We start from the raw sequence: 24,318 nt of genomic DNA on the forward strand, positions 1-24,318 counted from the left end.
GTCGCCGACACCGGTGTCGCAACACCAGCTGACGCCGCGGCCTGGTCCCCCAGCGCCCGCCATCGCCTGATCATGTTCATGAGCCGCAACGCGACAGACCCCGAAAGGAGCGTGCGTTGAACGCGCAGACCCAACTGGCGGCCGATGAGCCCGACGAGCGATACGAGCGGATCACCGCCGGCGCACCCGAGATGAGCCATGACCTGGCGCGCGCCGTGCTGCGCGAGCACTTCGGGTTGCGCGCGGACTCGCTGCGTACGCTGCCCGGTGAGACAGACCGCAACCTGCACGTCGTGGACGACTCAGGCGAGCAATACGTCCTCAAACTCACCCGCAGGACCGAAAAGCGGGCTCTTGAGTTCCAAACCGCGTTGCTGCGTCATATAGCGCGCCGAGATCCTGACCTGTCGGTGCCGCGGGTGGTGACCGGCCCCGGCGAGGACGCGTTGGTCTCGCTGCCGGACGACCTGGTGGGCCGCGTTCTGACCTGGGTGCCCGGCACGCCGCTGGCCGACATGGCAGCACGGTCGGCCGAGTTGCTAGCCGATGTCGGCACGATGGCAGGCCGGTTGGCCGCGGTCACCGCCGCGTTCACCGATCCCGCCCCGCCCGCGCCGCACTACTGGGAGTTCGGGCATGTCGCCACGGTGCTGGAGCACGCCCTGCCCAGCGTTGCCGACAGCGCGCTGCACCGGGCGATTACCCGGCTCCGCGACGCCGACCTGGAGGTTCTGGACCGGTTGCGCGACCTTCCCGCAGCAGTGGTGCACCATGATCTCAACACGTTCAACCTTCTCACGCGGGATGACGGGGTGCGCCGCCGGGTTTCGGGGGTGATCGACTTCGGTGACGCGCTGCCGACCGCGCGGATCGCCGACCTGGCGGTGCTGCTGTCCAGCGCGCTGCGTGATGCAGCGCGCCCGCTGGAGGCGGCCGCGCGACTGGCCGCCGCCTATCACGCCGCCTGCCCACTGACCGAGGACGAATTGAACGTCGTGTTCCCGCTAACCGGGCTGCGGGCGGCCGCCGTCGCGGCGACCACCGCAAGGCTCAACGACGAACACCGGCACGGCGACCCGCGGCACCGTTCGTCCGCGACCGCCGAACTGGTGCTGGCTCTGGCCGCCCTACCGCCCGGTCTCGGGACCGCGATGATCAGAAATGCCTGCGACCTCCCCCCGCATCCTGCCAGCACAGCTGTCACAGCCTGGATCGCCGATCAGACCCCCACGTCGGCACCGGTCGCCGGCCGCCTGTGCCCGATCGACCTCAGCGTGACCGGCGACTGTTTCGACGGCGTCGACCCCGGGCGTCCCGACCTTCTTCGCGCCGCTGCCCGCGCGGCCGTCACCACCGCTGCGACGCCTGCCGACGGGGACCCTGCCCGCAGGGTACCGGTAGGGCGATACGGGGAGCCGCGGTTCCTCGGTCCGGTCAAACGCAGCACCGGGTCGGGGCCTCATGCATCGGTGCATCTGGGAGTCGACCTGTTCGCCAGGGTGGGGGACGCGGTGAGAGCACCATTGGCCGGGCGGGTCGAGGCGACCGGCACGGCCGGAGTGGACTTGGTCCTCCTGCATGAGCCTGCCGACGGGCCGACATTCAGGCTCCTCTACGGCGGGCTGCGCACCGCACTGGTGCCGGGTGAGGCGGTGGCCGCAGGCCAATCACTGGGCACAGTGGCCCGGCACGGAACCGATGACCTGTCGCCGCACGTGCGGATACAGGTGTCGTGCGTCCCCGTCACCGGGTGGGCCGAGATTCCCGCAGACGTCCCAGATGCAGAGTTCGAGGCTTGGCGAGGTTTGTTCCCCGATCCCACGCCTCTGCTGGAGGTGGCAGGTGTGGCGGGGCGGGTCGCCGCCTGGGAACCTGCGGTCGGCCGGGTACTGAGCGGGCGGAACGAGCATCTGCCGGTCAGCCACCCCACCTACTTTCGGCAGCCGATCGCAATGGTGCGGGCGCGGGACTGCCGCTTCTACGACGAACGCGGCCGGTCGTATCTCGACGCGCTCAATAACGTGACCCTCGTCGGGCACGGCCATCCCCGACTGGTGGAGGCGGCCGCCCGGCAACTGGGCCGGTTGAACACCAACTCTAGATTCGTCTACGACGTGCTAGGCGAATATGCCGAGCGTCTCACCGCGACGCTGCCCGACGGGCTGGACATCGTGTACTTCGTCAACTCCGGAAGTGAGGCCAACGACCTGGCGCTGCGGATGGCGCGGTATCTGACCGGGCGGCAAGACGTGGTCATCATCGACGACGCCTACCACGGCTACACCTCAGCGGTCGCTGACGTGAGCCCATCGCGCTACAAGCATTACGGCAAGCCGGACACCACGCATCCGACACCGGTTCCCGACCGCTACCGCGGCCCCTACGGCTACGACGATCCCGGGGCGGGCGCGGCGTACGCCGACCACGTGATCGAGACCTTCGACCGGATCACCGCCGGAGGACGCCCGCCGGCCGCGTACCTGTTCGAGGGGCTGCTGGCCGGGGGTGGGCAGATCGTGCTGCCGCCCGGCTACCTAGCGCCGATCTTCGCCGCGGCGGCCGAGAGGGGAGTCCTGACGATCGCGGACGAGGTGCAGGTGGGATTCGGCAGGCTGGGCGAGGCATTCTGGGGTTTCCAGACCCAGAGCGTAATACCCGACTTCGTCACCATGGGCAAGGCGATGGGTAACGGCTTCCCGATGGCCGCGCTGGTCACGACGCGAGAGATCTCCCAGGCGTTCGACACCGCCGGGCGGTTCTTCTCCACCTACGGCGGTAACCCCGTGGCCTGCGCGGTGGGCCTGGAACTGCTGGACATCGTCCAGGACGAGGCCTTGCAGCACAACGCCCTGGTAGTGGGCGAATACCTTCGGGACAATCTCGGCGCTCTGGCTGGCCGGCACCCGCTGATCGGCGACGTTCGCGGGCAGGGCCTCTACAGCGGGGTCGAGTTCGTGCGAGACCGCGACACCAAGGAACCGGCCGCCGACGAGACGTTGATGATCTGCGAGCGCCTCAAGGACGAGGGCGTCCTGGTATACCCGACCGGACCGCACTGGAATGTTCTTAAGCTAAAGCCCCCGCTGACCTTCAGCGTCGAGGATGCCGACGAGCTGGCCCAGACGCTGGATGAGGTCCTGACACGAGGCTGGTGACCTGTGCGCCGCGGTTGGCGGCGACAACTGGTGACGAACGGTTCCAGCGGCCGCGCCGCGGACCGAGGGTGTGGGACGCCGGCGGCTCGCGCGCTCCGGTCTTGCCGCCCGGCCGGCGGCGCCACATCGCGACTGATCGTAAGAGCCTGCCACGGCGGTGTTACAAGGCTGCTCAGTCGTACAGAGACTCGCAAACGCCGTCAAGTACTGCTCGATCAGTGGCGTATCTCCTCACCGAATGTCGCCGCCGCGAGCCGCGGCCCGCAGCGCCGCCGTGCCGATAAGTTACGGCAGCGAAGGCGTCGGCCATTGCGCAGGTCGGCGCCTTCATGTGGTTGCGGGCGGTCAGGCGGTGGTGTGGGCGAGTCGCCTTTCGTTGGCCTGGCAGCAGCAGGTGACGCCCTTGGCACCACATGCGGCTGAAGCCTGGTGGCGGTAGGCGGCGACCTTCGCGGCCCCGCGGCGTACCGCGGGGGCGGTGGTCGTGGATGCGTCATGGACGACCTCGCCGCCGATGATGGTGCCCGCGACGTCCAGGCCTGTGATCTCCTCAGCGGTCTTGGCGTTGAGGATGTCTCCGTTGAGGATGGACACATCTCCCAGGTAGCCCACCCGGAGTTGGCCTTTCCAGTGTTCAGCGTGGTCCTGCCAGGCGGGGGTGCTGGTGTAGGAATGCAGGGCTTCTTCGATGGTGATGGCCTGTTCGATGCCGCCGACCTTGCCGTCGAAGCCGAGGCGGGTGACGGCTCCGGCGACGCCGATGAGCCAGTCGGGTGTGACGACAGCCGCGTCGGAGGCGCTCGACGCCTGGACGCCGGAATCGAGCGCCGTACGGAAGGGCCATTGGTAGTCGACGCGTTCGGGGCCGAGAGTGGTGTCGAAGAAGCGGCCGTAGACCTGTTTGATGGTGGGGTTGAAGCTGACACCGATACCGTTGCGGGCCATCTTTTTCAGTGTGCCACGCGGGGTCAGGTCGCCGTGGATGACGTAGTGACGCAGCTGGTTGGTCCTGGTGGCGAGGTATCCGGCGTCGACGGCATCGATGGTTGCGTCGCCAGTAGCGGGGGTGCCTACCTGGAAGCCGCGCCGGGCAGCGAGATTGATGATCGCGTGCAGCGTGGCGACGCGCTCGGCGTCGGACGGTGTTGAGGTGGCCGTTGCGGCCGTCGATGAAGGGCTCGTGCAGCCAGGAGGTCTCGGCGTCGGTGGGCACACCGTCGCCGAACACCTTGACCTCGCCCACTCTCAGCCATCGCGGGTCGAGGTCTCGTATCGGCTTGTAGCCGTCGAGGATCGCCTTGGCGGTGCTGGTGGAAGTCCCGGCGGCGAGCATGAGATTGACGCGCAGTTTGAGCGACCGGTTCTTGATCTTGCGGCGGTACAGGTCGACCTGGTCAAGGCCGACGCCGGGGTCGGTGAGGCTGGTGATGCCCAGGGAGTGCAGGACGGAGGCGGCGAAGTCCATCGCCTCGGAGATCTCGGCTTCGGTGTAGGGCGGGACCGCTGCCGTCACCAGACCCGAAGCGCCCTCGCGGAAGATGCCGGTGGGCTCGCCGCCCGCGTCCTTCTCGATGACGCCTCCGGAGAGCGGGACGGTGTCGCGGGTGATGCCGGCCAGTTGCATGGCCTTGGAATTGGCGGCGACCGCGTGGTGGACGATGTCGAACATATAGACGGGATGATCGCCCGAGACGGGGTCGAGGACGTCGCGGGTGGGGAGCCTGTCGAGCCGGGTGCCGTCCCAGCCGCCGGCGCGGATCCAGGAGTCCGGTGCCGGTGCCTCCTGGACGGCTCGGGCGATGACGGCGGCGATCTCGGCGGCGGTGGTCTTGCCTACGTCGTAGGCGTAGATCTTCGGTCCCTTGAAGCCGTAGTTGCTGGCCTCGAACCCGAATCCGTTGAAGCGCAGGTGGCCGTCGTTGATGCCGGGCAGCACCGTGCCGCCGTGGGCGTCGACCACCTGGGTACCGCGTCCCGCGAGCCGGTTGACGTCCCGATTGGTCCCGACGGCGACGATGCGGCCGTTCTTGATCGCGACCGCCTGGCCACGGCGGCCCCTGCGGTCCATGGTCAGGACCTCGCCATTCACGATCACGAGGTCCGCTCCGCGGCGTACCTGCACTTCGTGGGCGTGTGCCGGAGCGGCGTTGCCCGCGATGGTGATGCCCGCTGTGGCGGCCACGCCCGCGGCTCCCGTGAGCACGCTGCGGCGGCTCGGCTCCTGCTCGATCGTGAGCACCTCCGGATCCTCATCGGCGCCTCCGGGTCCTGTGCGCCAGGAAGTACCCGACATGGGCTCGTCCAGAGGCGGACAGATGGTTATCGTTTGTACCCGAACGATCTGCTCGCTGGGACGGACGGTGCCGCCCCGGTCCAGAACAATGCCGCCCCGGTCAAGTCGCCGGCTGGTATGGACGCGTTGAGCGGGTGGACGGGCCTTTGGACGCAGAACGCGGTCCCGCACAGGTTTTCGCGGGTTATGTCGACAAGCGCCGGGACGACTCCGTCCCGGCACGTGACGCGGTCATCGTCCGATCCACCCCGGAACTCCCCACGATCGTCGGGCAGTGGCACCTGGGCGACGTCAACGGCTGCCTGTTCGAGGGTAACGACGTCGACGTCGCGCCGTATACACGGGAGCCGGCCCAGGACAACGACGTCACAGCGGATTCCGGACTGGTCGTGGGGCATGTGCTCACGGGCTCGATACAGATCAAGCAGGACCGCCGGGCGGTTACGCTGAGGAGCGGTCAGGTCGCGTTCTATGACGATGCCGCGCCCTGCACCCTGCGTTCCGACACTTCGCACCGGTACTTTGTCGCCCACGTCCGGGGGCAGGCGCTGGCTTTCCGGGATCGGCCCGGTCACCGCCGCCGTCCTGATCTCCGAGATGGGCGATGACCGCGCCCGCTATCCCCACCCGGCGGCACTCCTTGCCGAAACCGGGCTGGCTCCCGTGACGCGCGCCTCCGGCCGGATGCACCAGGTCCACTGCCGCTACGCCGCCAGCAAGCGCATGCGGCACGCCGTCGGCTGGTGGGCCTCCACCTCAACATATAGGGACTTTCGGCCTTCCCGTGCCGCCGTAAGGCCCGGCTCGCCGCCGTGGGAGATCCCGGTGGTGGTCGTTCACGCGGCGCCGCAGAACGTGGACGCGTGGCCGTCCCGCTCAGACAGGAATGAGGACGAAGGTCCCAGCCGCAGGTGACCTTGGGGCGCGCCCAGCGGGACGAGGCGTTGGCAAGCCTGGGAGCCGTCCCGCTGAACCCGGAGGCGGCCAACGCCTCGCGTTTCGTCAGCCGCGACGGGCTGCGCTACTCGCTGCGTTCGCTGGCGCAGTACGCGCCGTGGGTGCGGCACATCTGGCTGGTCACCGCGGGTCAGGTCCCCGGATGGCTGGACGTCCGCGTCCCCGGGCTCACCGTCGTGGACCACCGGGACATCTTCGGTGGGCGGGGGGAGGCTGCCGACCTTCAACTCCCACGCGATCGAGTCGCAGCTCCACCACATCGACGGCCTCGCCGAGCACTTCCTCTATGTCAACGGTGAGATCGGGCGGGACTCAGTTGGACTGAGGTTCTGTCTGGTTCTTGGGTGTCTGTGCTGGTCAGCGGCTGGATTGCGCTGGTCCTTGGAAGCTGCCCCCTACGGGGCGCACACAGTATCTACGCAGCCACGACCAAGCCTAACGCGTGGCCGTCTGGTCGTAGAGGCTCAGATATCTCTGAAGTGAAGGGAGCTAGTAACTCGAAGTGTGTAAAGATGATCTTGTGGTGGGTCTGGTTGTCTTTACTGGATGCGGTCTGGGTAGGGGCCGGTTTCCTCCATGGTGGTGTGCTGGAGGAGGGCCTCGGTGCTGGGGAAGTACCAGTACACGGTTTGCCGGGTGACGCCGAGGTCCCGGGCGATGTCGGCGATGCGAAAGGCGCGGTTGCGCTCATCGATATGTCGTCGGGCGGCAGTCAGAATGCGCTCGATGGCTTTCTCGTCGCTGATGGGGGTGTCGCCGACCTATCCGTGGGTGCGCATTAGGGGCCGCCGAGAGTGCAGTTGAGACTGGTCACGCGGTCACCGTACAGCGGGCGTCGCGATGACTTCCTTCAAGGCGTGCCCGGCCTCGGGGTACGGGCCTCATGGGAGTGGGATGGTTTCGAGCACATGGACCGGTGTGGTGTCGTCCCAAGGTTGGCGAGTCACCATGTCGGCGACGTTGATGTATCCGCGTTCGAATTCGCCGACTGCTGCGTCGACGAGCCGGTAGTCCTGGCGCTGTCGGTGGAGGGGTTGGGCATCGATGAGCACAACGCGTACCTCGCCGGGTTCGAAGTGGCAGCGCGCATGCAGGGCGGCGATGAGTTGCTCGTTGTGCATGTGGCCGTCGCCGAAGTTCCACCCGACCGCGGTACTGCAGATCCGTTCGCCGTCCATCAGCACGTAGCCAGCCTCGTCGTGTCCGGCCATGGCACGGTGGGCGAGGCTGAACATGGCTCTGCCGTGGCTGTTGAAGCTGCGGAACGCATACCCCATGTAAAGGTACACCTCGGCGGTTTCAGGACTTCCGTAGAACTTCTCCATCTGCGCTTGGGGCATGCTCGCTATGGATGCGACGTTGGCGTCCATTTTGGCCATCGCCGACGGCGTGATGCACCACAACGTGGTGTCCCAGTTCCCCGCGTAATAACGCATCCCGGGAAGGAAGGAGATCTTACGGGGGAACAGGTTGCCGATGACGACTACGGCGGCCACAATCGTGAAGAGAACCAGCGGGAACGGAGTGGTCATTTCACTGAAACCGACCTCGGTGTGGCCTATGAATAGCGCCATCACGCTGAACATCATGAAGACGTTCCATTCCAACGGCACACCCATCGGTATGGACGACAGGATGCAGAAATGGAAGCAAAGCATGAGCACAGCCGCCAGCGTGGTGAGCCGGCCGCCGTGGCTGAAGAAGAGGAGTAGCGGTACGAATCCTTCGACGGCGGTGGAGGTGTGAGCCAGGAGCCGGGAGGGGCGTCCTGGGCGTAGGTCGTCGGGGAAGTTCTCGAAGAAGCGGCGCTTGATCCAGCGTGGCCGGAGCACCGGGTTGTTGCTCATCATCGTGGAGATGACGAAGGGGAAGTGCTTGGTGAGCTTTGAGGTGGCGGCACCGAGCCAGATCATCAGGCAGACCAGCTTGGCAGCGAGAATGAAATCGAGGACGGAGTGGCTCGCGAAGAGGAAGGCGACCGTGAACGGTGCGTAGACCTCCCCGCGGGCGGCGAGGAAGATCACCTTGTCGCGCAGGCCGAGGACCGCCAGCAGACCTAGAACGATCCAGATCTGCCAGGCGGGCAGCAGCCCGACGTCAGAGGACAGCCCGGAAACGGTTTCCGTGGCATCGGAGAACAGTGCTATCACCAGGACGATCAGCAGCGCCGCATAGAGCAGGGCGTCGAACGGGGTCCGCGTGTCCCCGCTGGTCAGCGGTATGTGTCGCGGCCACGGGGGGAGGCGGATGGTCCCGGGACGCAGCCAGTACAGGATCGAACCCATCGGCGGGAAGAATCGGTTGTTGAGCGGGCCGAAGCCGCAGCCCAAGCCGACCACTTCGAAGAGCATCGTGAACAGCACGATCTTCTGGAACACGACGGGCTCGTCGTACCATTGCGACACGTTGGTGAAGCCGTCGACGCCGTCGGTTGCCAGGACCAGCAGCCAGGCGGCGAGGACATAGACCGCGATCTTGAAGACGTAGAACAGGTGCAGTATGACCGGGGTTCCGAAGCCGACCTCGGCCCAGTGGCGGGCCATCGGCTTTATCTTCTCCGAGCGCGTGCCCTTGGTCCATTCCGCATATTCGATAACGGGTGCGTCTTGGGTGAGAAAACCCATGGGACCTCCGGCCGCGGGGATCAGCTGAGACCAGACATATCAGAAGAACTTCCAGTCTGGTTGGGCGGATGTCAGCGCAGATCCGCCAGTGCCATCCGAGCGGCGTGGTACCCGCACATGCCATGGGTCCCGGCGCCTGGTGGAGTCGAGGCGGAGCAGAGGTAGACCCCGGGGAGCGAGGTCGCGTAGTTGTTCGTTGACACCACGGGTCGCCGAACAATGCCCCGCGGGGTATTGGAATCTCCGGCGATGTCTCCGCCCACGTAGTTGGGGGTTCACGCGCTCGAAGGCGCCCGGCGTAGTCACCCGCACCTGAAGGATCCGCTCACCGAAGCCGGGCGCGAACCGCTCGATCTTGCCGCGGCCCTCGGGTTGGCCCGGGGCGGAGTGGATGATGCGGATGGCCAGCTTGGCCGCGGCGCGCTTGAGCGCGGCGTCCACGAACGCCGACCCGTTGTCGACATAGATGTGCTCGGGGACACAGCGGGCGGCCAGCGCCGGACGCAGCGCGGCCGCCAGCCGGACGGTGTCCTCGAAGTAGCCCCAGCGGTGCCCGACGATGGCGCGCGAGTGGTCGTCGATGAAGCGAACAAGAACCTCTTGCGGCCGGCGATCTTGGGGCCGTGCAGGGCATCGCCGGTCCAGATCTCGTTGGGCCGGTCGGCCTCGAACCGGCCGAACAAGGCCGGCGGCCCCCGTCGGGACGCTGCCGCAGCTCCAGGCCCTCGAAGTAGCGCAGCAGGGTCCGCGACGATGGTGACCAGCCCGGCAGGATCCGCACGATCTGCGCGCCGGTCCGCTCGGGCTTCTCGCGCTTGAGCGCGGCCGCCAGTTCCAGCACCTCGGTCGGGGTCCGCGAGGTGACCTTGCGGGTCGGCGGGACCAGGCCGTCGAACCCGCGCTCGCGCCAGGTCCGGATCCACCGGTCCAGCGTGGAACGGGCGACCACGATCGGTTCCCCGAACGGCCCCTCATGGGTGGTCTCGGCGATCTGCCGGACCAGCCGCCCCCCGCTGCTTGGTCGACAGCTCCGGATCGGCCGCCTCACGGATCAGCTGATAGCGCCAGAGCGCGACCGTCTGGGCGCGCTCCTTGCGGCGGCGCGCCTCGTCCTCGGCCTTGGTCATGCCGTGCTCACCCGAGCGTTCACCCGGAATCCTCCTCGACGTCTTCGGCAAAGAGCAGTGACGAGGATGGACCGATCACCAGGCCGTCTCCCAGGGGCGACTGGTGTTGATCGTTTCCGCGGCCCAGGATGGCGAGAACAGCCCACCACCCGAAACCGCGCGGGGCCACGACCACGCCGACAACGTGCCCACGAACGGCGCCGCCGCGGGCACCGGCTTGACCCCAGCCCGGGCAACCGTTGAAGCGGCCGTCGGGGCGTTCGGAGCCAGCCGCCGACGCGCGGCAACCGCAAGCGCGACGATCGCCGCGAGCGCATCGCCCAGCGGCGTCCGGGCCGGAGCCGGCAGCACTCTGGAGTCCGCGACGAACGCCACCAGCAACGTGGTGAACACCTCCCGGATCACCTCGGCCCGCGAGGCGAACCTGCGCAGCCAGCCCCGCACCGTCTCGGCCGGACGACGCAACCGCTCGGCGATCCGGCGATGCCCCTGCCCCGCCGCGGCCGCCTCGACCGCCGCCCCGATCACCTGCGCGGTGTCGGCCCGCCGCGGCCGCACCACCACCTCACCGTCCGGGCCGCGCAACCGCCGCGCCCGCCCGAACCCCCACCGGACCAGCACACCCGCGCAGCACGGGCAAGCCAGTTCACCTTGGTTAGCCTGCGCTCGACGCAGGCGGCATCGACCTCTACGGTGACCACCGAGTGCCTCCGGGCACGTCATCCACGGCCTCCCGGTCTCGGCGCCAATCGATAGCGGGAGGGCCGTGGCCTCTTCCACGACGCGGTCACGCTGACGCCGCACCCAAAGCTGCAGCAACTCAAACGAACCGATCGATTCCGCATCGTCACATCCGGGCCGCGAACGCCCAGCACACCCGGCTTCGTCCTCACCACGTTGTCGCACACCAAACCGGACAGCAGCCACGCCACCCCACGGGCCCGTCCTCACCCTCAACGACCAACTACCCCAGCTACATCCTCATCTTGAGTGGCGGGGAACACCTGGTAGCGGGTGATCGCCTCCTCCGTGGTGACTTCGTCGCAGAGTTCGGTGACGAGCTGGGCGAGTTTCCTCGGCCGGGCTGGTCGGGATGACCGCGGCTGGTTCAGCCAATGCGGGCTCCCCTCGTTGCGGGTCACGGGCGCCATGCGTCCCGGTAGCCCGGGTGGGCGGTGTAGGGCAGGGCGAGCAGCTTGGCGACGTCTGCGAGGTACTGCGCGCCGTAGTGCGCGCCCTCGTGTTGGCCTGCCCAGGTCTCGGTCTCCTCGAAGAGATCCAGGATCCGCCGCTTGGCCTCGACCTCGCCCCAGCTGCGGGTCGCGGCTCGGACCGGCGGATGAATGCCGGTCCTGGCCGCCCGTATCCAGCCACCAGCTGGCCGCAACGACGACCGGTGGACACCGGCCGCCCTGGGAGGGCGGGAAGGCCGGGCCGGACTTGCGGCGGCCATAGCCCCGCGCGCCTGGCCGCCCGGCCGGTTCGGTCAACCTGTACACGCCCCGGCCGGCATGACCTCCGCGCCGAGGGATCCCGCGACGGGGCGCCAGGAGGGGAGAGCCGTGGCTAGCTCGTCCAGCGGCTCAGCGTGTCAGGGCTGACCCGCGCCTCGCTGGCGGCGCGGGCGCACGTGAGGGTGCGGGCTCTCAGGTGCTCCACGGTCGAAGCGCGTAGCCGCTCGACCACGCTGGCCTCTTCCGCGCGCAGCAGGGCGCGATACTCGCCCAGCGGGCGGATCTCCTCGGCGGCGTCCTCGGTGCGCACACACCGCAGGACTCGGGGGTCATGCCGCGGGGTACCTGGGGTGCCGGTAAGAAGCGTGTCATGAGCCCCAAACGAGCTGCTGGCCCAAGCTCGCGCTTGGCTGACTCTCTTCAGGAAATGCCCCTTCCGTGAAGTAATGTGGCTGCATGCTGTCCTCCACCCCCAGTTCGGCGTCCCTGCTCGCCGGGCAGGATCACGCCGAAATCACTTCACGAAAGGTGGTCGGGCTTCCCGAACGCCTCGATCCGGCCGACGACAGCCTCCCGGTCTGGACGGAGCGCTACCTCGATCTCGCCGTGCGCGGAGTCCGCTCAGCTGAGGTCACCGCCAAGATCTCCCGGCACCTGGAGCGCTTCGGCGCCTGGATCACCGACGGCCTCGGGCACAACCGGCTCTCGGCCGTCACCCCGCGCGAGATCACAGCCTGGCGCGACCACCTGGCCGCCGCCGGCAACCGCGGCCGCGACAACATGCCCGCGCCGATGGCGCCAGCGACCGTCAACAACCACCTCGCGCACCTGTCAGCGCTGTTCACCTGGATCACCGCGCACGCCCCCGAAGGGCTGCTGCGCCACGGCGACCCGACCAAGAAAGTCCCCCCGCTACCACTGCCCGCCCCGCAGCCGCGAGCGCTGGCCGTCGCCCAGGTGCGCACCGTCAAGAACGTCGTGGACCGGATCGAGACCTTCCACGAGCTCAAGGGCCGCCGTCACCGCGGCGCCGCCACGGCCCGGGTGCACGCCCACGCTCGCCCGCTGCGCGACCGGGCCATCATCTACCTGCTGTTCGGCACCGGGCTGCGCCGCGCGGAGCTGGTCGGCCTGGACCTGGACCAGGTGGAGCCGGCCGCCCCCGAGCGGCTGCGCCAGGCCAAGAAGGCGCGCCTTGTCGGCGTGCGCGGCAAGGGCCGCACCAGCCGCACCGTGTTCCTGGGCCGCGACGCCCGCCAGGCGCTGGCCGACTACCTCGACCAGGAGCGGCCCGGCGACGCCGCCGCCAGCGCCGGCCCGGCCGCGCTGCTGCTATCGGCCGCCTCCATCGCCGCCCGCCGCCCCGACGGCCGCCTCTCGGCCCGCTCCATCAACACCATCGTCGGCGAGATCGGCCGCCTGCACGACGCCCAGATGCCCGACCCCGACCGCAAGCTCGGCACCCTGCGCCCGCACGACGCCCGGCACACCTTCGCCTACGGCCTGTCGCAGGCCTCCGGCCACAACCGCGCCGAACTCGAGCGCCGCCTCGGCCACGCCAACGACCGCTACCTGCGCCTGTACACCAACCCACCCGACGACATCGCCGCCGACTACGTCGAAGACCTATGACCGCGAGACCTGGTCACACCTCAACACGACGGGCAGCGTAGCCATCCGCCCAGTCGACGATCCGGTCGGCGAGTGCTATGACGGCAGGCGCGACGCCGGGAGCGCCTGGACCGCCGGCTGCGTCGATGACGCTGAGTGTGACGCGGCCACCATCGCCAGCGCCGTTGCGTTGCTTTCTGGACTTCCCGGTGGCGCCTACGACCTCCGTAGCCGATACTCGGGCGCGACGCTCAGGAGTCGCGGCGGGTATTCCTTCGCGGCGCGATGAAGACGGCCCAGACAGCCACACCCAGGGCCGGACCTAGCGCGATGCCGAGAGCGACGTTGTCGAAAAGACCTCCGACGAGGAGGCCGAAGGCAGCGCCAAATGCGATCCAGATCCCGAGATTTGCCCAGATCCCGAGACCTGCGGGCGGGGGCGTGTTGCTCGTCATTGCATCTCTCCTAAGGACGCGGGCGGACAGGGCTGACAATCTGGCGGCCCATCACGGCGGATGTTGGTGTTCGCGTTGTCCGGTGGTGCGGAGCGGCCGAGTGCCCGCCGCGGCTACGCCGTGGCACGGCGGATGACCCTGTACCCGCCGACGGCGAACGCGGCGGCGACCAGGACCGGCCAGCCGGCGAGCAGCGCCGTGGGGGACTGGTCGAGCAACCAGCGGCCGATCGCGTGCCATTGCCGGGTCCACGTGATCGGCGCGGCGGCCAGCCCGAGCGCTGTGAAGGCCAGGGTGAGGCTGGCGAGGACGCCGGTGGTGCCCCAGCGCAGGTACAACGTGCCGAGCAGGATCCCGAGGTGGGTCACGACCAGTATGGGAACCGCGTACCCGAGCGGGAGCAGCACCGGGTTGGCGTCATCCATGAACGGCAGGCCGAAGAAGCGCATCCCCATCCCCCAGTAGCCGGTGGCCTGTTCCACGGCGCGCAGCAGGCAGAGCACCAGCGCGTAGACCACCGACTGGACGACCGCGAGCAGCGACCAGGCCAGGTAGAACTCCCGGCGGGTCACGCTCATGCCCAGCGCGTACGGGAAGATCTGGGTGACCGAGACGGTGGCCATCCCGATCGCAACGCCGCACAGGCTGACCAGGCCGCCGGTGTTCCTCACGCCGTCGCCCGGGTCGTAGTTCGCCATGAAGGTCAACAGGTTGATGCCGAACGTGACGGCCGTCATGCCCCACGTCCAGCCCAGGATCTGCGGCCAGGCCGGCATCTGGAGACGGGCTACCTGACGGATGCGGTTCATCGGGCGGCCTCCCGGTCCGCCGGCGCCGTTGTCGTCGGCCCTGCGGTCAGGCGGACCACGAGTTGCTGCAACGACAGCGGCTCCAGTTCGACGTTCAGCGTCTGCGCGAGCGCCTTCGCGTGCGGTCCGAGCCCACCGAGGATGGTCGACCGGACCAGGCCGCTCAACCGCTCGCGGTGCAACTCGGTGCGTCCGGCCGCGAACCCGTCCACGGCCTCCGCCCGACCGGTGGCCGCCACCGCCCGCCCGCGCAGGTCGTCGGCGTCCTCATCGAGCAGCAGCCGGCCACGGTCGATGAGCAGCACCCGCTCGACCAGATCGCTCACCTCGTCGATGAGGTGGGTGGAAAGCACCACGGTGCGGGGATACCCGGCGTAGTCGGCGAGCAGGCGGTCGTAGAAAAGCTGCCGGGCGGCCGGGTCGAGCCCGAGGTACGGCTCGTCGAAGAACGTCAGGGGCGCCCGCGCGGCCAGCCCGACGGTCACGCCGAGGGCCGACAGCATGCCCCGCGAGAGCCTGCGGACCAGCCGCCCGGCCGGTAGCTGGAAGTCCGCGGCGAGGCCGTGCGCGAACGTGTCGTCCCAGTTCGCAAACAGCCGGCGTGCGGTGCGAAAGACGTGGCGCACGGTGTAGACGTGGGGGTAGCGCTGGCTCTCCCGGACGAAACAGACCTTCGACAGGACGGCCGGGTTCTCCACCGGTGGCGCGTCGAAGACCGACACGTTCCCCGACGACGCGAACGCCTGCCCGGTGAGGATCTGCATCAGGGTGGTCTTGCCCGCCCCGTTGCGCCCGAGCAGGCCGTAGATCGTGTGCTCGGCCAGCGCGAAGCTCACGTCGTCGAGCGCCGTGACGTCACCAAAGCGCTTGGTCACCCCGTGTGCGGTTACCACCGCCGTCATCTCAGGTCCCTCCCGGCAACCGCACCGAATGAATCGATCATCTTCATAAGCTCGTCGTGGCCGATGCCGAGCTTGCGCGCCTCGGCGAGCAGGGGTTCCACGTACTGTTCGGTGAACCGTTCCCGTCGCCGCTCGCGCAGCCTGGCCCGGGCGCCACCGGCGACGAACATGCCGATGCCGCGTCGCTTGTAGAGCGTTCCCTCCGACACGAGCTGGTTGACGCCCTTGGCCGCGGTGGCCGGGTTGATCCGGTGAAAGGCGGCAAGCTCGTTGGTGGATGGGACCTGGGCCTCCTCCACCAGCGACCCGTCGATGATCGAGTTCTCGATCAGCTCGGCGATCTGAAGGAAGATCGGTCGGTCGTCGTCCATCTTTGGCTTAGCCGCCCAACTGGTTAGCTACTTGTGTAGCTAACCATGCAATCTTGCGCCGCGGCCGTCAAGCAGTCGGGCGTCCCGCGACCTCAGTCGGCGGCGGCGCCGGGACCCGTTTCCCAGGGGCGCGCACGCCTTACCACGATCATGAAGCTAATCCGGGTTGCCCGCCTCCGGAGCTTGCGCAGCGCCGCCGAGCGAAAGGCGCTTGGCCACATCCAGCCGTACCTCGCCGTAGGGCTGGACATGCTGCCAGAACAGCGGGGTCAGCCCGCGCCGGTCGGCGGGTTTGAGCATGGTGGCCCATTCGGGGTCGGCCAGGACATCTTGGAGCATCAGGGTGTTGATGTACACGAGCGCGGCCTGCAGAATGCGCAGGCACAACACGCTCATCTCTAGCTCCTCGCGCCGGTTGGTGGCGATGTCGCCGCCCTTGCCGTAGAAGATGACCGAGTTCGCTCCGTTGGAGGACTCCACCACGTTGAGCCCTTCCTGGATCTCTCGCTGGAGCTCGCGCAGGCGCAGATAGCGGGCGACGAAGATGGTCTTCTGCGCCCGGCCGACCTCCAGCATGGCCTGGTAGGTGGGATGGGAGGCGGACTCGGTGAAGCGGCGCAGGATCGCCTCGGTGGAGGCGGTGCCCTGCTTGATCGCGGTGGCGTATTTGATCATCTGGTCGTAGTTCTGTTCGATCAGGTCCCAGCGGATCGGCCGGGTCATCGCCGGCGTCAGCCGCGGGTACAGGTCGCTTTCGCCGCTCTCGATCCGGTAGAGCTTGACCTTGTTGATCTGCTTGATGCGCGGTAGCAGGTCAAGGCCCAAGAGCCTGGTCACGCCGAACCCGATTTCGGTCTGGCCATGGGAGTCGACATAGTTTCCCTCGACCTTCATGGTGGTGCCGTGCCGGACCGCGCCCTCGATCATCGCGTGCACCTCCGAGGCCGAGGCGCGCAGAGTCTGCGAGTGCACCACCATGGACCCGCGCTCGATGTGCCAGTAGATGAGGATGCCGCGGCCGCCGTACCGCGAATGCCACTCAGTGAAAATATTCTGATCATAGGCGCGCACATGCGTGGAGTCGGAGGCGACCGTGGTCGTCCCCTCGCCCCACAGCGCCACGTCCCGGGCGGTGAAGGTGGCGTTCGCGATCGCGATCGCGATGTCGGTGGCGACCTGCGGGGTCAGATAGCGGCGCCGGACGTAGCGGATATCGTCTTCGCTGTGGGCGTGGCCACCGGAGGCCACGGCCCGGATCCCGGTGTTGGTGCCGTACCCGAAGATCGCGAGCATCAGCCGCTCGGCCAGCACCTCGGGCTTGAGGCTGGAGCCGCCCACCACCGAGGTGACCGCCTTCAGGCAGCCGGTGCGCAGCACCGCCTCCTTGAGCATGTCGATCAGCGGGACCGATCCCCAGCGCTGGCCCACCTTGTTCTTGATCTTGCGCAGGTTCCGCGGCTCATCCGCCGGGCCGAGCTTCGTCAGCTTGATCGCGCCAGACTTACGTTCGGAGATCGCCAGCCAGTCCAGCTTCGGCAGCGCGGTGTCGAGCGACTCCAGCTCGGCGCGCATCTCGGCCTTCAACTCGGCGATGAAGTCCTTCGGGTCCAGCGGCTTGCGCAGCTCGGCGTAGTTCTCCACGCGGCGGGCGACGAAGTCCTTGGGCAGGTCCTCCTCCGGGTCGCGGAAGGAGTGGGCGCCGACCACCCAGATCTCCTTGCACCGCAGGGCCTCGCGCAGCGCCTGGAAGGTGACGATCCCATACACCATCCGCACCACCCGCCGACGCCCGCGCTTGTCGTCCTTGAACACCAGGTCCTCCCACTCACCAGCGGTGCCGCGGTGTTCGGGCACCACCTCGCCGCGCGGGTAATAGGTGGTGTTGCCCGCCTTGGCGTGGCGGCGGATCAACTTCAGCGCCTCGATCACCGGCTGGAAGGCGGTGTTGTTGCTCTTGAACTCCAGGCTGTCCAGCAGCGCGATCAGGCCGCGCCGGTAGTGGTTGGTGTAGGAGGCGCGCAGCGTGGTCTGCACCGTGGTTCGGTAGGCCGGGCCCTTGGTCTTGAACTCGTGCACCAGATCCCGCAGCGTATGCTCGCCGCCGCTGACAGCCGGGAAGATGACCTGGCGGACCGAATCGTCGGGCTGGCCGAGCGCGGCGTCGGCGACCTTGAACAGGATGTTCTCCTTGCCGGTCACCCGCTTGAACGCGTTGATCAGCTCCTTGGTCACCTTGCTGTCGGCCCGCGCCTTGATTCGGTGCACGGTGGCGATCAGCAGTTCCACCAGCGCGTCGGTGATCTCCCGCTCCCGCTCCTGGACCAGCGCCGCCAGCAGCAGCACCGTCAGCTCGCGCGGATGCGTGCGCATGTGGGAGGGCGCTTCCACCGCCGCCCGGGCCCGCCAAGCGGCCAGCACTTTGGGCGCCACGTCGACGAACAACCCGGGCGGCAGCTCGATCGAGCGCGCCGCCGCCAGCTTGCGGATCTCGGTCATCATCGACTCCAGGCTCACGTTGCCCGGCGCGGACTTGATCAACGCCAGGAGGCCGGAGTCGACGTCGTCATCGTCCTCGGCAGGTGCCTCACCTATAGGTTCCTGACGGTCACCGGCCCCCTCGTTCACCGCGCGGCTCGCATCTTCGATGCCGACCAGCGCGTAGATCCGCTGCGTGGTCTCGGGACTCAACCGGGAGGCGATCCGCACCGACCAGGCGACCTCCGCGTTGTGCAGGGCCGAGGCCACGATCCGGGAGATCCGTCCAGGCGCCGGCGGTTCGATCCGCTCCTCGCGCAGATGCTTGAGCAACTCCTCCCGAACCCGTTCAGGCCGCCGCTCGGCGTGCGCGACCTCCTCGGCCAGCCACACCGCCAGCTTCGTTGCGTCCTCGGTCGTACAGGTGCGAAAGCCCAGGTGCGTACGGATCTGACTGCGGTGGTACTCGATCGTGGAGCCGGACCACTCATAAAAGCCGAGCTCCGAGGCAGGAACCCGGACCTGCTTGGCCACGTGCTCAACCACGTCTTCCGGCAGCTCTGAACGGCCGCGCGGGAACCTGCCGTGCTGCGTGTAGAACTTCAGCAAGATCGCGAAGCCGAGTCGCGTGGCGTCGCGCTTTCCGGCGATCAGGTCGCGCTCTTCATCCAGGATCGTCCAGTGCTCGACCAACTCGTCGATGTGCATCGGGGGGTGTTTCATGACCACCCAGCATTGACCAGGCAAGTTACAGCAAGATCAACGCCGTTTGGGGCTCATGACACGTTTCTTACCGGCACCCCCACCTCGGCGTCTGCGGGAAACTCCGCGATCATCGCGGGAGGTGGGTTCAGCTGCGCGCTGGCGTGGCGCACGGCCGTCTCAGCGAGTGCGACGAACTAAGCCACCGCCTGTCGGTCGTCGGACGAGATCTCGACCGACGTTGTCATCCTCGGCGGGCCGGTGCTGCGGGGCTGGCAGGCAGCGGCGGAAGGCTGGCGCGCTCCGCGGCCCTCCACTTCATTTCGAGGTGGTCATAGAAGGCGTTCTCACCATCGTCCTCGGTGAATCGAGGCCGAGGTCCGCGTTGCTCGACGGGGAGGTGGGACGTCCGGCGCGGAGCTCAGCTCGTTCCTTGTCGGGCCGTCGCAGATCTAGCTGGGCATCTGTGGCGTCATCAGTCGCCCTTCCCCTCAAGTGGGGTGGGTGCCTATGGAAGCCCTTCTGTGGGGGGCTCTGCACGTTGTTCGGCGGCGGCAGCGCGCTCGCGTTGCGCGGCGACTTCGGCGTGTGCGGCGGCGAGTTCCTTGCGCAGGGCGGCTAGCGTGACGGTGGTCTGCTGGTTTTCGGTTTCGGCTCGTGTGGCGCGGTCGCGGGCCGCGTCGGCCTCCGCGCGGGCGGTGCGCTCGGCCTCCTGGGCGACGGCTGCGGCGGAGCGCTCGTGCTCGGCCTGGGTCAGGGCGGCCTGCCGTTCACGATCTAGTTCGTCGCGTTCGGTGCGTAGCGCGGCAAGCTGGTCGCGGGTCTCGGCCAGGGCACCTTCGGTCCGAGCCGCGCGAGCGGCGGCCTCCTCCGCGGTGGCGCGGGCGGTGGCAAGCTCGTTGCGCGTGGTTTCGAGTTGCGTGGTCAGGTCGCGGATCGTCTCAGTGTCGGTGACGTGCTGCCGGTCGAGCTCGGCCTGTGCAGCGCGGGCCGCATCGCGGTCAGCGGATGCCTGACGCAGTTCCTGGGTGATGGTGCGGAGCCGGTCACGGGCGTCCTCGCCGGCCTGAACCGCCAGTCGGGTCTCTCGCTCGGCGGCTTGGCGGGCCTGTTCGGCCTGCTGGGCGAGGCGCTCTGCGGCGGTGGCGCGTTCGTCGGCACGCTCTTGCCCGGCGGCCGCCTGGTCGGCGGCGGTGCGGGCTTCGTCGGCCTCGGTTCGCGCGGCTTCGGCGGCGCGCTCGGCGGCCTGTTGCTCTCGAACAGCCTGCCTGGCCCGTTGTTCCAGGGAGGCGTTGCGTGTGGCGATGGTGCTCTGGAGTTCCTCCAGCGTGGTGGCGAGGCGCTCATCGCGGGCTGCGGCGTCGGTCAACCGCCCGCTCAGTTCCGTCAGTGCGACTGCGTGTGCGCGCCGGGCGGCGGCCTCCTCACCGGCCGCTGCGATGAGGGTGGTCAACGGCTGCTCGATGGCGATGCCGGTTTCGGTGCCGCGGGCTCGGCGGGCGGCCTCCCTGCAGTCGATCCCGCCGGGACCGTGGCCGCGTGCGTGATACTCGCGCGGCCGCCCGGTGGCCTTCGGTGGCGGCAGTGGACCGAGGCAGTGCAGGCAGCGGCCGTGTGGCGCGGCCGGATCGGGAACCGCAGGGTCGGCCACGCCTGAGCCGCCGTCCGTCGGTTCCGCGTCGACGTCGGTCATTTCGCACCTCCGGTCACCCGACAGAGGGCGGCAGGCGCGGCGGCCGCGGCCAGCACTTCACCGGTTCCGAGCGCTACGGCAGCGGAGTGACTGGGGGAGTGGGCGGGGCGGTCACCGCGTGCGGAAGGTCGAGCATCCACGGCCACAGACATGATCATGATCGCCATCCTAGCGTTTCGCGGTCCGGAAAACCCAGAAACGCGAAACAGTTTTGCGGATTTATCGATGACGAAAATCTCTCGGTTTCGTAGGGAAGTATTAGAAGTTCTTCCCTACCTTGATGATCATGCCTGGGTAGGATCGGCTGTCGAGCGGCCGTCGGCGACGGCCTTGCCCGATGGGAGCACTGCTACATGACGCCTACCGACCACCCCGCGACCGAGTCGGCGGCCGACGCCGATGTCCCAGCGCTCGGTCGCACACCGGCCATCTCCAGGTGGGCGACGCCGCCGATCGAGGCCGGGGAATTGGGCGAATCGAGCGCGCGCGCCGCGTACCAGGACGCTTCGACCGTGCTGAGCGGTGTGCCGGTGCGGGCACCCCGACCGGCCGCCGTACCGGCTCCCGAGACCGAGGCCGATCTCGACGCCACCGGCCAAGCCGGCGACGAGGCCGCGCACTGGAACCAGCTCGACCGGACGCTGTCGGCGGGCGCCACCGAGCGAATCGAACGGTCGCTCGCGGCCGGAACCCGAGCGGTGTACGCGCGCGAGTGGGCAGCGTTCGCGCGCTGGTGCTGGCTGACCGGCCGCACCACGCTGCCGGCCAGCGCCCAAACCCTGGCGTCCTACCTCGACCACCTCACCCGGACACCGACCAGCCGCGGCACCCCGCCAGCGCCCGGCACCCTGAACAAGGTGCTGGGTGCCCTGCAGGGTGTACACAAGGCCGCCGGGCACTCAGTCGACGTGCGGCTGGCCCGCAGCGTCCTCAAGGATTACGCGCGCGAGCGCAGCGCCGCCGGGCACCGGCCTCGTCGCTCGGCACCGATCACCGCCCAACGGGTCCTGCCGCTGCTGGTGCACGCGACACTGGACGCGGTCACCACCCCCCGACTGGCCGACCGGATCAGCCCGCTGCGCGCACAGCAGACCATCGTGTCCCTGGTACTGGGGCTGGTGCTGGGCGGTCGCGCCAGCGAGATGGCCGCCCTGGACATCGCAGACGTCACCTTCACCGCAGACTGGATGAGCGTCACCATCCGTGCCTCCAAGACCGACCAGAACGCCGGTGGCTCGGTCCAGCACGTCCAACGGGGCAAGCATGTGGAGACCTGCCCGGTCCGCCTCACACAGGCATGGATCGACACCTTGGCCGCACAGGGCGTCACCGCCGGGCCGTTGATCCGAGCGGTGGACCAGTACGACCGGCTGTCGGGCACGCCGGGCTACGCCGCCCGCGCCTCCACCGACGGCCGGGTCGGCAAGAACTACCTCACTGACCTGGTCCGCGACGCGGTAGCCCGCGCCAACGCCGACGCGGTAGCCCGCGGCCGCAAGCCCCCACTTGGCGACCCGCGCGCCTACTCCGCCCACGGGCTCCGCGCGGGCCTGGCCACCAGCGCCGGCGAGGCCAACATCCCACCGACCACCATCGCCGACCGTGGCCGCTGGAAGACGCTGCTGATGGTGATGCAGTACTGGCGCGACGGCGCAGCGCTGGCCCGCCAACTGGAGGCCGAGATCGGCCTGTAGCCGTAAGACTCGTTGCCCACCCGTTCGCTGCCATTGACGTCGCGGCAGCGCCACGTGACCACCCAGGAGGACACGACAGCATGCGCTTCCAACTGAGGAATAACCCCAGAGTTCCCTGAGCCGCCTCCAGCCTCTGTAGTCCCTGGACCAGGGCTTCCTCTGCGGATCTATGCCTGTTCTGGTATCTGAAATGACTTCAGGATTTCTGAAGGTCCATCGTTCCTCGTGTTCGTCTTGTGACGATAGTGAAGGCGAGGAGGCCGGGGTTGACGCTGGCGGTGGTGCAGGACTTACGAGTCGCGCGTGCTCCGACGACTGCGGAGGATCTGAAGGCGCTGGAGACCGACGTCCTCGCGGGGTTCGTGCTCGCGCGGGCGGCGGCAGGTTTGTCGGACGGGACGATCTCCTCGGACGTGGTGCACCTGGAGCAGGTGCGGGCCTGGTTCGGGCGGCCTTTGTGGGAGATGGAGCCCGCCGACGCCGACGTCTACTTCGGCAAGGTGCTGCGCGCCACGGCGAAGGGCACGCGATTGTCCCGGGCCCAGGCGCTGAAGACGTTCTTCCTGTTCCTCCCTGTTAACTGCCCCTCATCTGGATCACCGACCCGGCATAGGCCGCGGTCTGCTGAGAGGGTGAGGCGTGGTCGAGGACGTACGGCGTGCGTTGGAGGAGGGGCGGGCGACGGTACCCTTGGTGGGGGCGGTCGTTGCCGGGGAGAGCGTGCAGTTACCGTTCCTCGTGGTGGACGAGGGCAGCGAGGAACTCGGGCCGGTGAGCGCCTACCTGCGGGATCTGATGCTCGGGGATGCCAGCCCGTTGACGTGCCGGAGCTATGCGTTTGATCTTCTGCGGTGGCACCGGCTGCTGTGGTTCCTCCACCTGGACTGGGAGAAGGTGACCGAGGCCGAGGTCGCGACGATGGTCGGCTGGCTGCGTACGGCCCGGAACCCGCAGCGAGAACGCAAGCGGCCGGGTGCGGCTCCAGCGGGATCGGTGAATTTGAAGACGGGCAAGCCGTCGCTGCGGGCCGGGTACGCGCCGAGCACGATCAATCACGTGCTCACCGTCGTCCATGGCTTCTACTCCTTCCACGGCCGTTTCGGGGCTGGCCCGGTGGTGAACCCGGTACCGGTCTCGGCGCAGCGTCGGCAGGTGCTGGCGCACCGCAGCCCACTGGAACCGGTGCAGCTGGTTCGCCGGGCCCGGTTGCGGCAGCGGGTGCCGCAGCAGACGCCGCGAGCGATCCCGGACGACCACTTGGACGAGTTGTTCGCCGCGATGGGCTGTGATCGCGATCGGGCGCTGCTGGAGTTCTACGTCAGCTCAGGGCACGAGCGAGTGAGCTTCTGGGCCTGACCTTGGAGAACATCGACTGGGGCGGCCAGCTGATCTACGTCGTCTCCAAGGGCACCCGGCTTCGCCAGCCGATCCCGGCCTCCCCGAACGCATTCCGCTACTTGGGCCTCTACTTGGCGGCAGACGGGCTGTCGACGCCTGGGCAGCCGATCTGGCGGACCCGCCGCGGTGAGCAGCGGCCGATGACGTACTGGGCGATGAGGCGGGTGCTGCAGCGGGCCAACGAGCGGTTGGGCACCAACTGGACGCTGCACGACGCCCGCCATACGGCCGCCACCAGGATGGCCGGCGACGAGCGCCTGACGCTGGCCGAGGTGCAGACCATCCTTCGCCACGCTCACCTGGACACCACGGGGCACTACCTGGTGGCCCGGATCGAGGACATGCACGACAAGTTGCACGAGCACTACACCCGGCCTCGCCCGCAACGTTCCTACCCGGCCGGTTACGACCCCGACGACATCAAGGTGGTCTTCGGTAGCTGAACCGACCACGGCCGCGGAGGCACCTGGTGAAGCCACGAGGCTGGTGCCGACACGGTTCGCGGGCCTGGAGGGCGCTCCCGCCCCGCCGCCCACGGTCCCGCCCGGCCCCTTTGGCCGTCATCTCGTGAGCGCTGACGTCGACGAGATCGAGGCGG

At 68.5% G+C, this 24,318-nt stretch carries 22 protein-coding genes and 1 pseudogene; 9 read left to right on the top strand and 14 right to left on the bottom strand.

The genetic code is table 11. From position 1 onward, the window contains the following. Positions 1 to 116 precede the first annotated feature (116 nt). The gene (locus BM339_RS24155) at positions 117 to 3,155 is read left to right on the top strand and encodes an aminotransferase class III-fold pyridoxal phosphate-dependent enzyme (RefSeq protein WP_075022303.1); all 3,039 of its coding nucleotides are present in this window, start codon (positions 117 to 119) and stop codon (positions 3,153 to 3,155) included. A gap of 345 nt (positions 3,156 to 3,500) precedes the next feature. On the opposite strand, the gene BM339_RS51615 is transcribed toward BM339_RS24155, so the two are convergent. Continuing rightward, positions 3,501 to 4,370 carry an amidohydrolase family protein gene (locus BM339_RS51615; RefSeq protein WP_075022304.1) on the bottom strand — a complete coding sequence of 290 codons (870 nt, stop codon included), beginning with the start codon at positions 4,368 to 4,370 and terminating at the stop codon, positions 3,501 to 3,503. Beyond that, a pseudogene (locus BM339_RS51620) lies at positions 4,315 to 5,448 on the bottom strand (amidohydrolase); the annotation flags it as partial. The pseudogene BM339_RS51620 and the gene BM339_RS51615, both read right to left, overlap by 56 nt. A gap of 146 nt (positions 5,449 to 5,594) precedes the next feature. On the opposite strand from BM339_RS51620, the gene BM339_RS51625 reads away from it, so the two are divergent. From BM339_RS51625 to BM339_RS52955, 4 genes are all read left to right on the top strand, one after another. Continuing rightward, a complete protein-coding gene (locus BM339_RS51625) occupies positions 5,595 to 6,056 on the top strand; it encodes a hypothetical protein (protein WP_177287768.1) in 462 nt (153 codons plus the stop codon). Further along, a complete protein-coding gene (locus BM339_RS52680) occupies positions 6,046 to 6,363 on the top strand; it encodes a transposase (RefSeq protein WP_369076956.1) in 318 nt (105 codons plus the stop codon). Before BM339_RS51625 ends, BM339_RS52680 begins: the two co-directional genes overlap by 11 nt. Beyond that, positions 6,360 to 6,704, top strand: a complete 345-nt coding sequence (locus tag BM339_RS51630; protein ID WP_075022307.1) for a hypothetical protein — start codon at positions 6,360 to 6,362, stop codon at positions 6,702 to 6,704. Before BM339_RS52680 ends, BM339_RS51630 begins: the two co-directional genes overlap by 4 nt. 213 nt (positions 6,705 to 6,917) lie before the next feature. Next, the gene (locus tag BM339_RS52955) at positions 6,918 to 7,187 is read left to right on the top strand and encodes a hypothetical protein (protein ID WP_256255434.1); all 270 of its coding nucleotides are present in this window, start codon (positions 6,918 to 6,920) and stop codon (positions 7,185 to 7,187) included. 99 nt (positions 7,188 to 7,286) lie between these two features. Here the strand turns inward: BM339_RS52955 and BM339_RS24195 are convergent, their stop codons facing one another. The 6 genes from BM339_RS24195 to BM339_RS24215 all read right to left on the bottom strand — a co-directional run bounded on the left by BM339_RS24195 (position 7,287) and on the right by BM339_RS24215 (position 11,920). Continuing rightward, on the bottom strand, positions 7,287 to 9,029 hold the full coding sequence (locus BM339_RS24195) for a DUF3556 domain-containing protein (protein ID WP_075022309.1): 1,743 nt from the start codon (positions 9,027 to 9,029) through the stop codon (positions 7,287 to 7,289). A 39-nt stretch (positions 9,030 to 9,068) separates the two neighbouring features. Further along, positions 9,069 to 10,004, bottom strand: a complete 936-nt coding sequence (locus tag BM339_RS52690) for a DDE-type integrase/transposase/recombinase (protein ID WP_075022310.1) — start codon at positions 10,002 to 10,004, stop codon at positions 9,069 to 9,071. Further along, positions 10,001 to 10,156 carry a hypothetical protein gene (locus BM339_RS50040; RefSeq protein ID WP_021592285.1) on the bottom strand — a complete coding sequence of 52 codons (156 nt, stop codon included), beginning with the start codon at positions 10,154 to 10,156 and terminating at the stop codon, positions 10,001 to 10,003. The genes BM339_RS52690 and BM339_RS50040 overlap by 4 nt, the downstream gene beginning before the upstream one ends. A 75-nt stretch (positions 10,157 to 10,231) precedes the next feature. Continuing rightward, entirely contained in the window at positions 10,232 to 10,777 is a 546-nt protein-coding gene (locus tag BM339_RS24205) for a hypothetical protein (protein WP_177287774.1), read from the bottom strand. A gap of 517 nt (positions 10,778 to 11,294) precedes the next feature. Continuing rightward, complete coding sequence (locus tag BM339_RS24210) at positions 11,295 to 11,609, bottom strand: DUF6221 family protein (RefSeq protein ID WP_337959927.1); 315 nt, start codon at positions 11,607 to 11,609, stop codon at positions 11,295 to 11,297. A 113-nt stretch (positions 11,610 to 11,722) separates the two neighbouring features. Then, on the bottom strand, positions 11,723 to 11,920 hold the full coding sequence (locus BM339_RS24215; RefSeq protein WP_075022312.1) for a hypothetical protein: 198 nt from the start codon (positions 11,918 to 11,920) through the stop codon (positions 11,723 to 11,725). Positions 11,921 to 12,066: 146 nt separating this feature from the next. On the opposite strand from BM339_RS24215, the gene BM339_RS24220 reads away from it, so the two are divergent. Further along, positions 12,067 to 13,242 (top strand): tyrosine-type recombinase/integrase, encoded by a 1,176-nt coding sequence (locus BM339_RS24220; protein ID WP_083597863.1) that lies wholly within the window; start codon positions 12,067 to 12,069, stop codon positions 13,240 to 13,242. Positions 13,243 to 13,472: 230 nt separating this feature from the next. Here the strand turns inward: BM339_RS24220 and BM339_RS48855 are convergent, their stop codons facing one another. The 6 genes from BM339_RS48855 to BM339_RS24245 form a co-directional block, all read right to left on the bottom strand. Beyond that, positions 13,473 to 13,676: a glycine zipper family protein gene (locus BM339_RS48855; protein WP_143118576.1), complete on the bottom strand. Its 204-nt coding sequence runs from the start codon at positions 13,674 to 13,676 to the stop codon at positions 13,473 to 13,475. Between the two features lie 113 nt (positions 13,677 to 13,789). After that, complete coding sequence (locus BM339_RS24225) at positions 13,790 to 14,485, bottom strand: hypothetical protein (protein WP_075022314.1); 696 nt, start codon at positions 14,483 to 14,485, stop codon at positions 13,790 to 13,792. After that, positions 14,482 to 15,387: an ABC transporter ATP-binding protein gene (locus tag BM339_RS24230; protein ID WP_075022315.1), complete on the bottom strand. Its 906-nt coding sequence runs from the start codon at positions 15,385 to 15,387 to the stop codon at positions 14,482 to 14,484. The genes BM339_RS24225 and BM339_RS24230 overlap by 4 nt, the downstream gene beginning before the upstream one ends. Beyond that, entirely contained in the window at positions 15,384 to 15,758 is a 375-nt protein-coding gene (locus BM339_RS24235) for a GntR family transcriptional regulator (protein ID WP_075022316.1), read from the bottom strand. The genes BM339_RS24230 and BM339_RS24235 overlap by 4 nt, the downstream gene beginning before the upstream one ends. A 156-nt stretch (positions 15,759 to 15,914) precedes the next feature. Then, complete coding sequence (locus BM339_RS24240; protein WP_143118577.1) at positions 15,915 to 18,941, bottom strand: Tn3 family transposase; 3,027 nt, start codon at positions 18,939 to 18,941, stop codon at positions 15,915 to 15,917. Positions 18,942 to 19,443: 502 nt separating this feature from the next. Beyond that, positions 19,444 to 20,628, bottom strand: coding sequence for a coiled-coil domain-containing protein (locus tag BM339_RS24245; RefSeq protein WP_075022317.1), 1,185 nt, complete (start codon positions 20,626 to 20,628; stop codon positions 19,444 to 19,446). Positions 20,629 to 20,981: 353 nt separating this feature from the next. Here BM339_RS24245 and BM339_RS24250 point away from each other — a divergent pair, with 353 nt between their 5' ends. The 3 genes from BM339_RS24250 (at position 20,982) to BM339_RS50790 (ending at position 24,163) form a co-directional block, all read left to right on the top strand. Continuing rightward, positions 20,982 to 22,322 carry a site-specific integrase gene (locus BM339_RS24250; RefSeq protein WP_143118578.1) on the top strand — a complete coding sequence of 447 codons (1,341 nt, stop codon included), beginning with the start codon at positions 20,982 to 20,984 and terminating at the stop codon, positions 22,320 to 22,322. 639 nt (positions 22,323 to 22,961) lie between these two features. After that, entirely contained in the window at positions 22,962 to 23,678 is a 717-nt protein-coding gene (locus BM339_RS50785; RefSeq protein WP_218163738.1) for a hypothetical protein, read from the top strand. Between the two features lie 2 nt (positions 23,679 to 23,680). Next, a complete protein-coding gene (locus tag BM339_RS50790) occupies positions 23,681 to 24,163 on the top strand; it encodes a tyrosine-type recombinase/integrase (RefSeq protein WP_218163739.1) in 483 nt (160 codons plus the stop codon). Positions 24,164 to 24,318: the final 155 nt, after the last annotated feature.

This window comes from Actinomadura madurae, assembly GCF_900115095.1.
In the GTDB taxonomy this organism is placed as follows: Bacteria; Actinomycetota; Actinomycetes; order Streptosporangiales; family Streptosporangiaceae; genus Spirillospora; species Spirillospora madurae.

Bases quoted from the DNA above. Each gene is read 5' to 3' on its own strand.
- BM339_RS52680 (WP_369076956.1), top strand. From the start codon at position 6,046: ATGGGCGATGACCGCGCCCGCTATCCCCACCCGGCGGCACTCCTTGCC.
- BM339_RS52955 (WP_256255434.1), top strand. From the start codon at position 6,918: ATGATCTTGTGGTGGGTCTGGTTGTCTTTACTGGATGCGGTCTGGGTA.
- BM339_RS24195 (WP_075022309.1), bottom strand. From the start codon at position 9,029: ATGGGTTTTCTCACCCAAGACGCACCCGTTATCGAATATGCGGAATGG.
- BM339_RS52690 (WP_075022310.1), bottom strand. From the start codon at position 10,004: ATGAGGGGCCGTTCGGGGAACCGATCGTGGTCGCCCGTTCCACGCTGG.
- BM339_RS50040 (WP_021592285.1), bottom strand. From the start codon at position 10,156: ATGACCAAGGCCGAGGACGAGGCGCGCCGCCGCAAGGAGCGCGCCCAG.
- BM339_RS24210 (WP_337959927.1), bottom strand. From the start codon at position 11,609: ATGGCCGCCGCAAGTCCGGCCCGGCCTTCCCGCCCTCCCAGGGCGGCC.
- BM339_RS24220 (WP_083597863.1), top strand. From the start codon at position 12,067: ATGCTGTCCTCCACCCCCAGTTCGGCGTCCCTGCTCGCCGGGCAGGAT.
- BM339_RS48855 (WP_143118576.1), bottom strand. From the start codon at position 13,676: ATGACGAGCAACACGCCCCCGCCCGCAGGTCTCGGGATCTGGGCAAAT.
- BM339_RS24225 (WP_075022314.1), bottom strand. From the start codon at position 14,485: ATGAACCGCATCCGTCAGGTAGCCCGTCTCCAGATGCCGGCCTGGCCG.
- BM339_RS24230 (WP_075022315.1), bottom strand. From the start codon at position 15,387: ATGACGGCGGTGGTAACCGCACACGGGGTGACCAAGCGCTTTGGTGAC.
- BM339_RS24235 (WP_075022316.1), bottom strand. From the start codon at position 15,758: ATGGACGACGACCGACCGATCTTCCTTCAGATCGCCGAGCTGATCGAG.
- BM339_RS24240 (WP_143118577.1), bottom strand. From the start codon at position 18,941: ATGCACATCGACGAGTTGGTCGAGCACTGGACGATCCTGGATGAAGAG.
- BM339_RS24245 (WP_075022317.1), bottom strand. From the start codon at position 20,628: ATGACCGACGTCGACGCGGAACCGACGGACGGCGGCTCAGGCGTGGCC.
- BM339_RS24250 (WP_143118578.1), top strand. From the start codon at position 20,982: ATGACGCCTACCGACCACCCCGCGACCGAGTCGGCGGCCGACGCCGAT.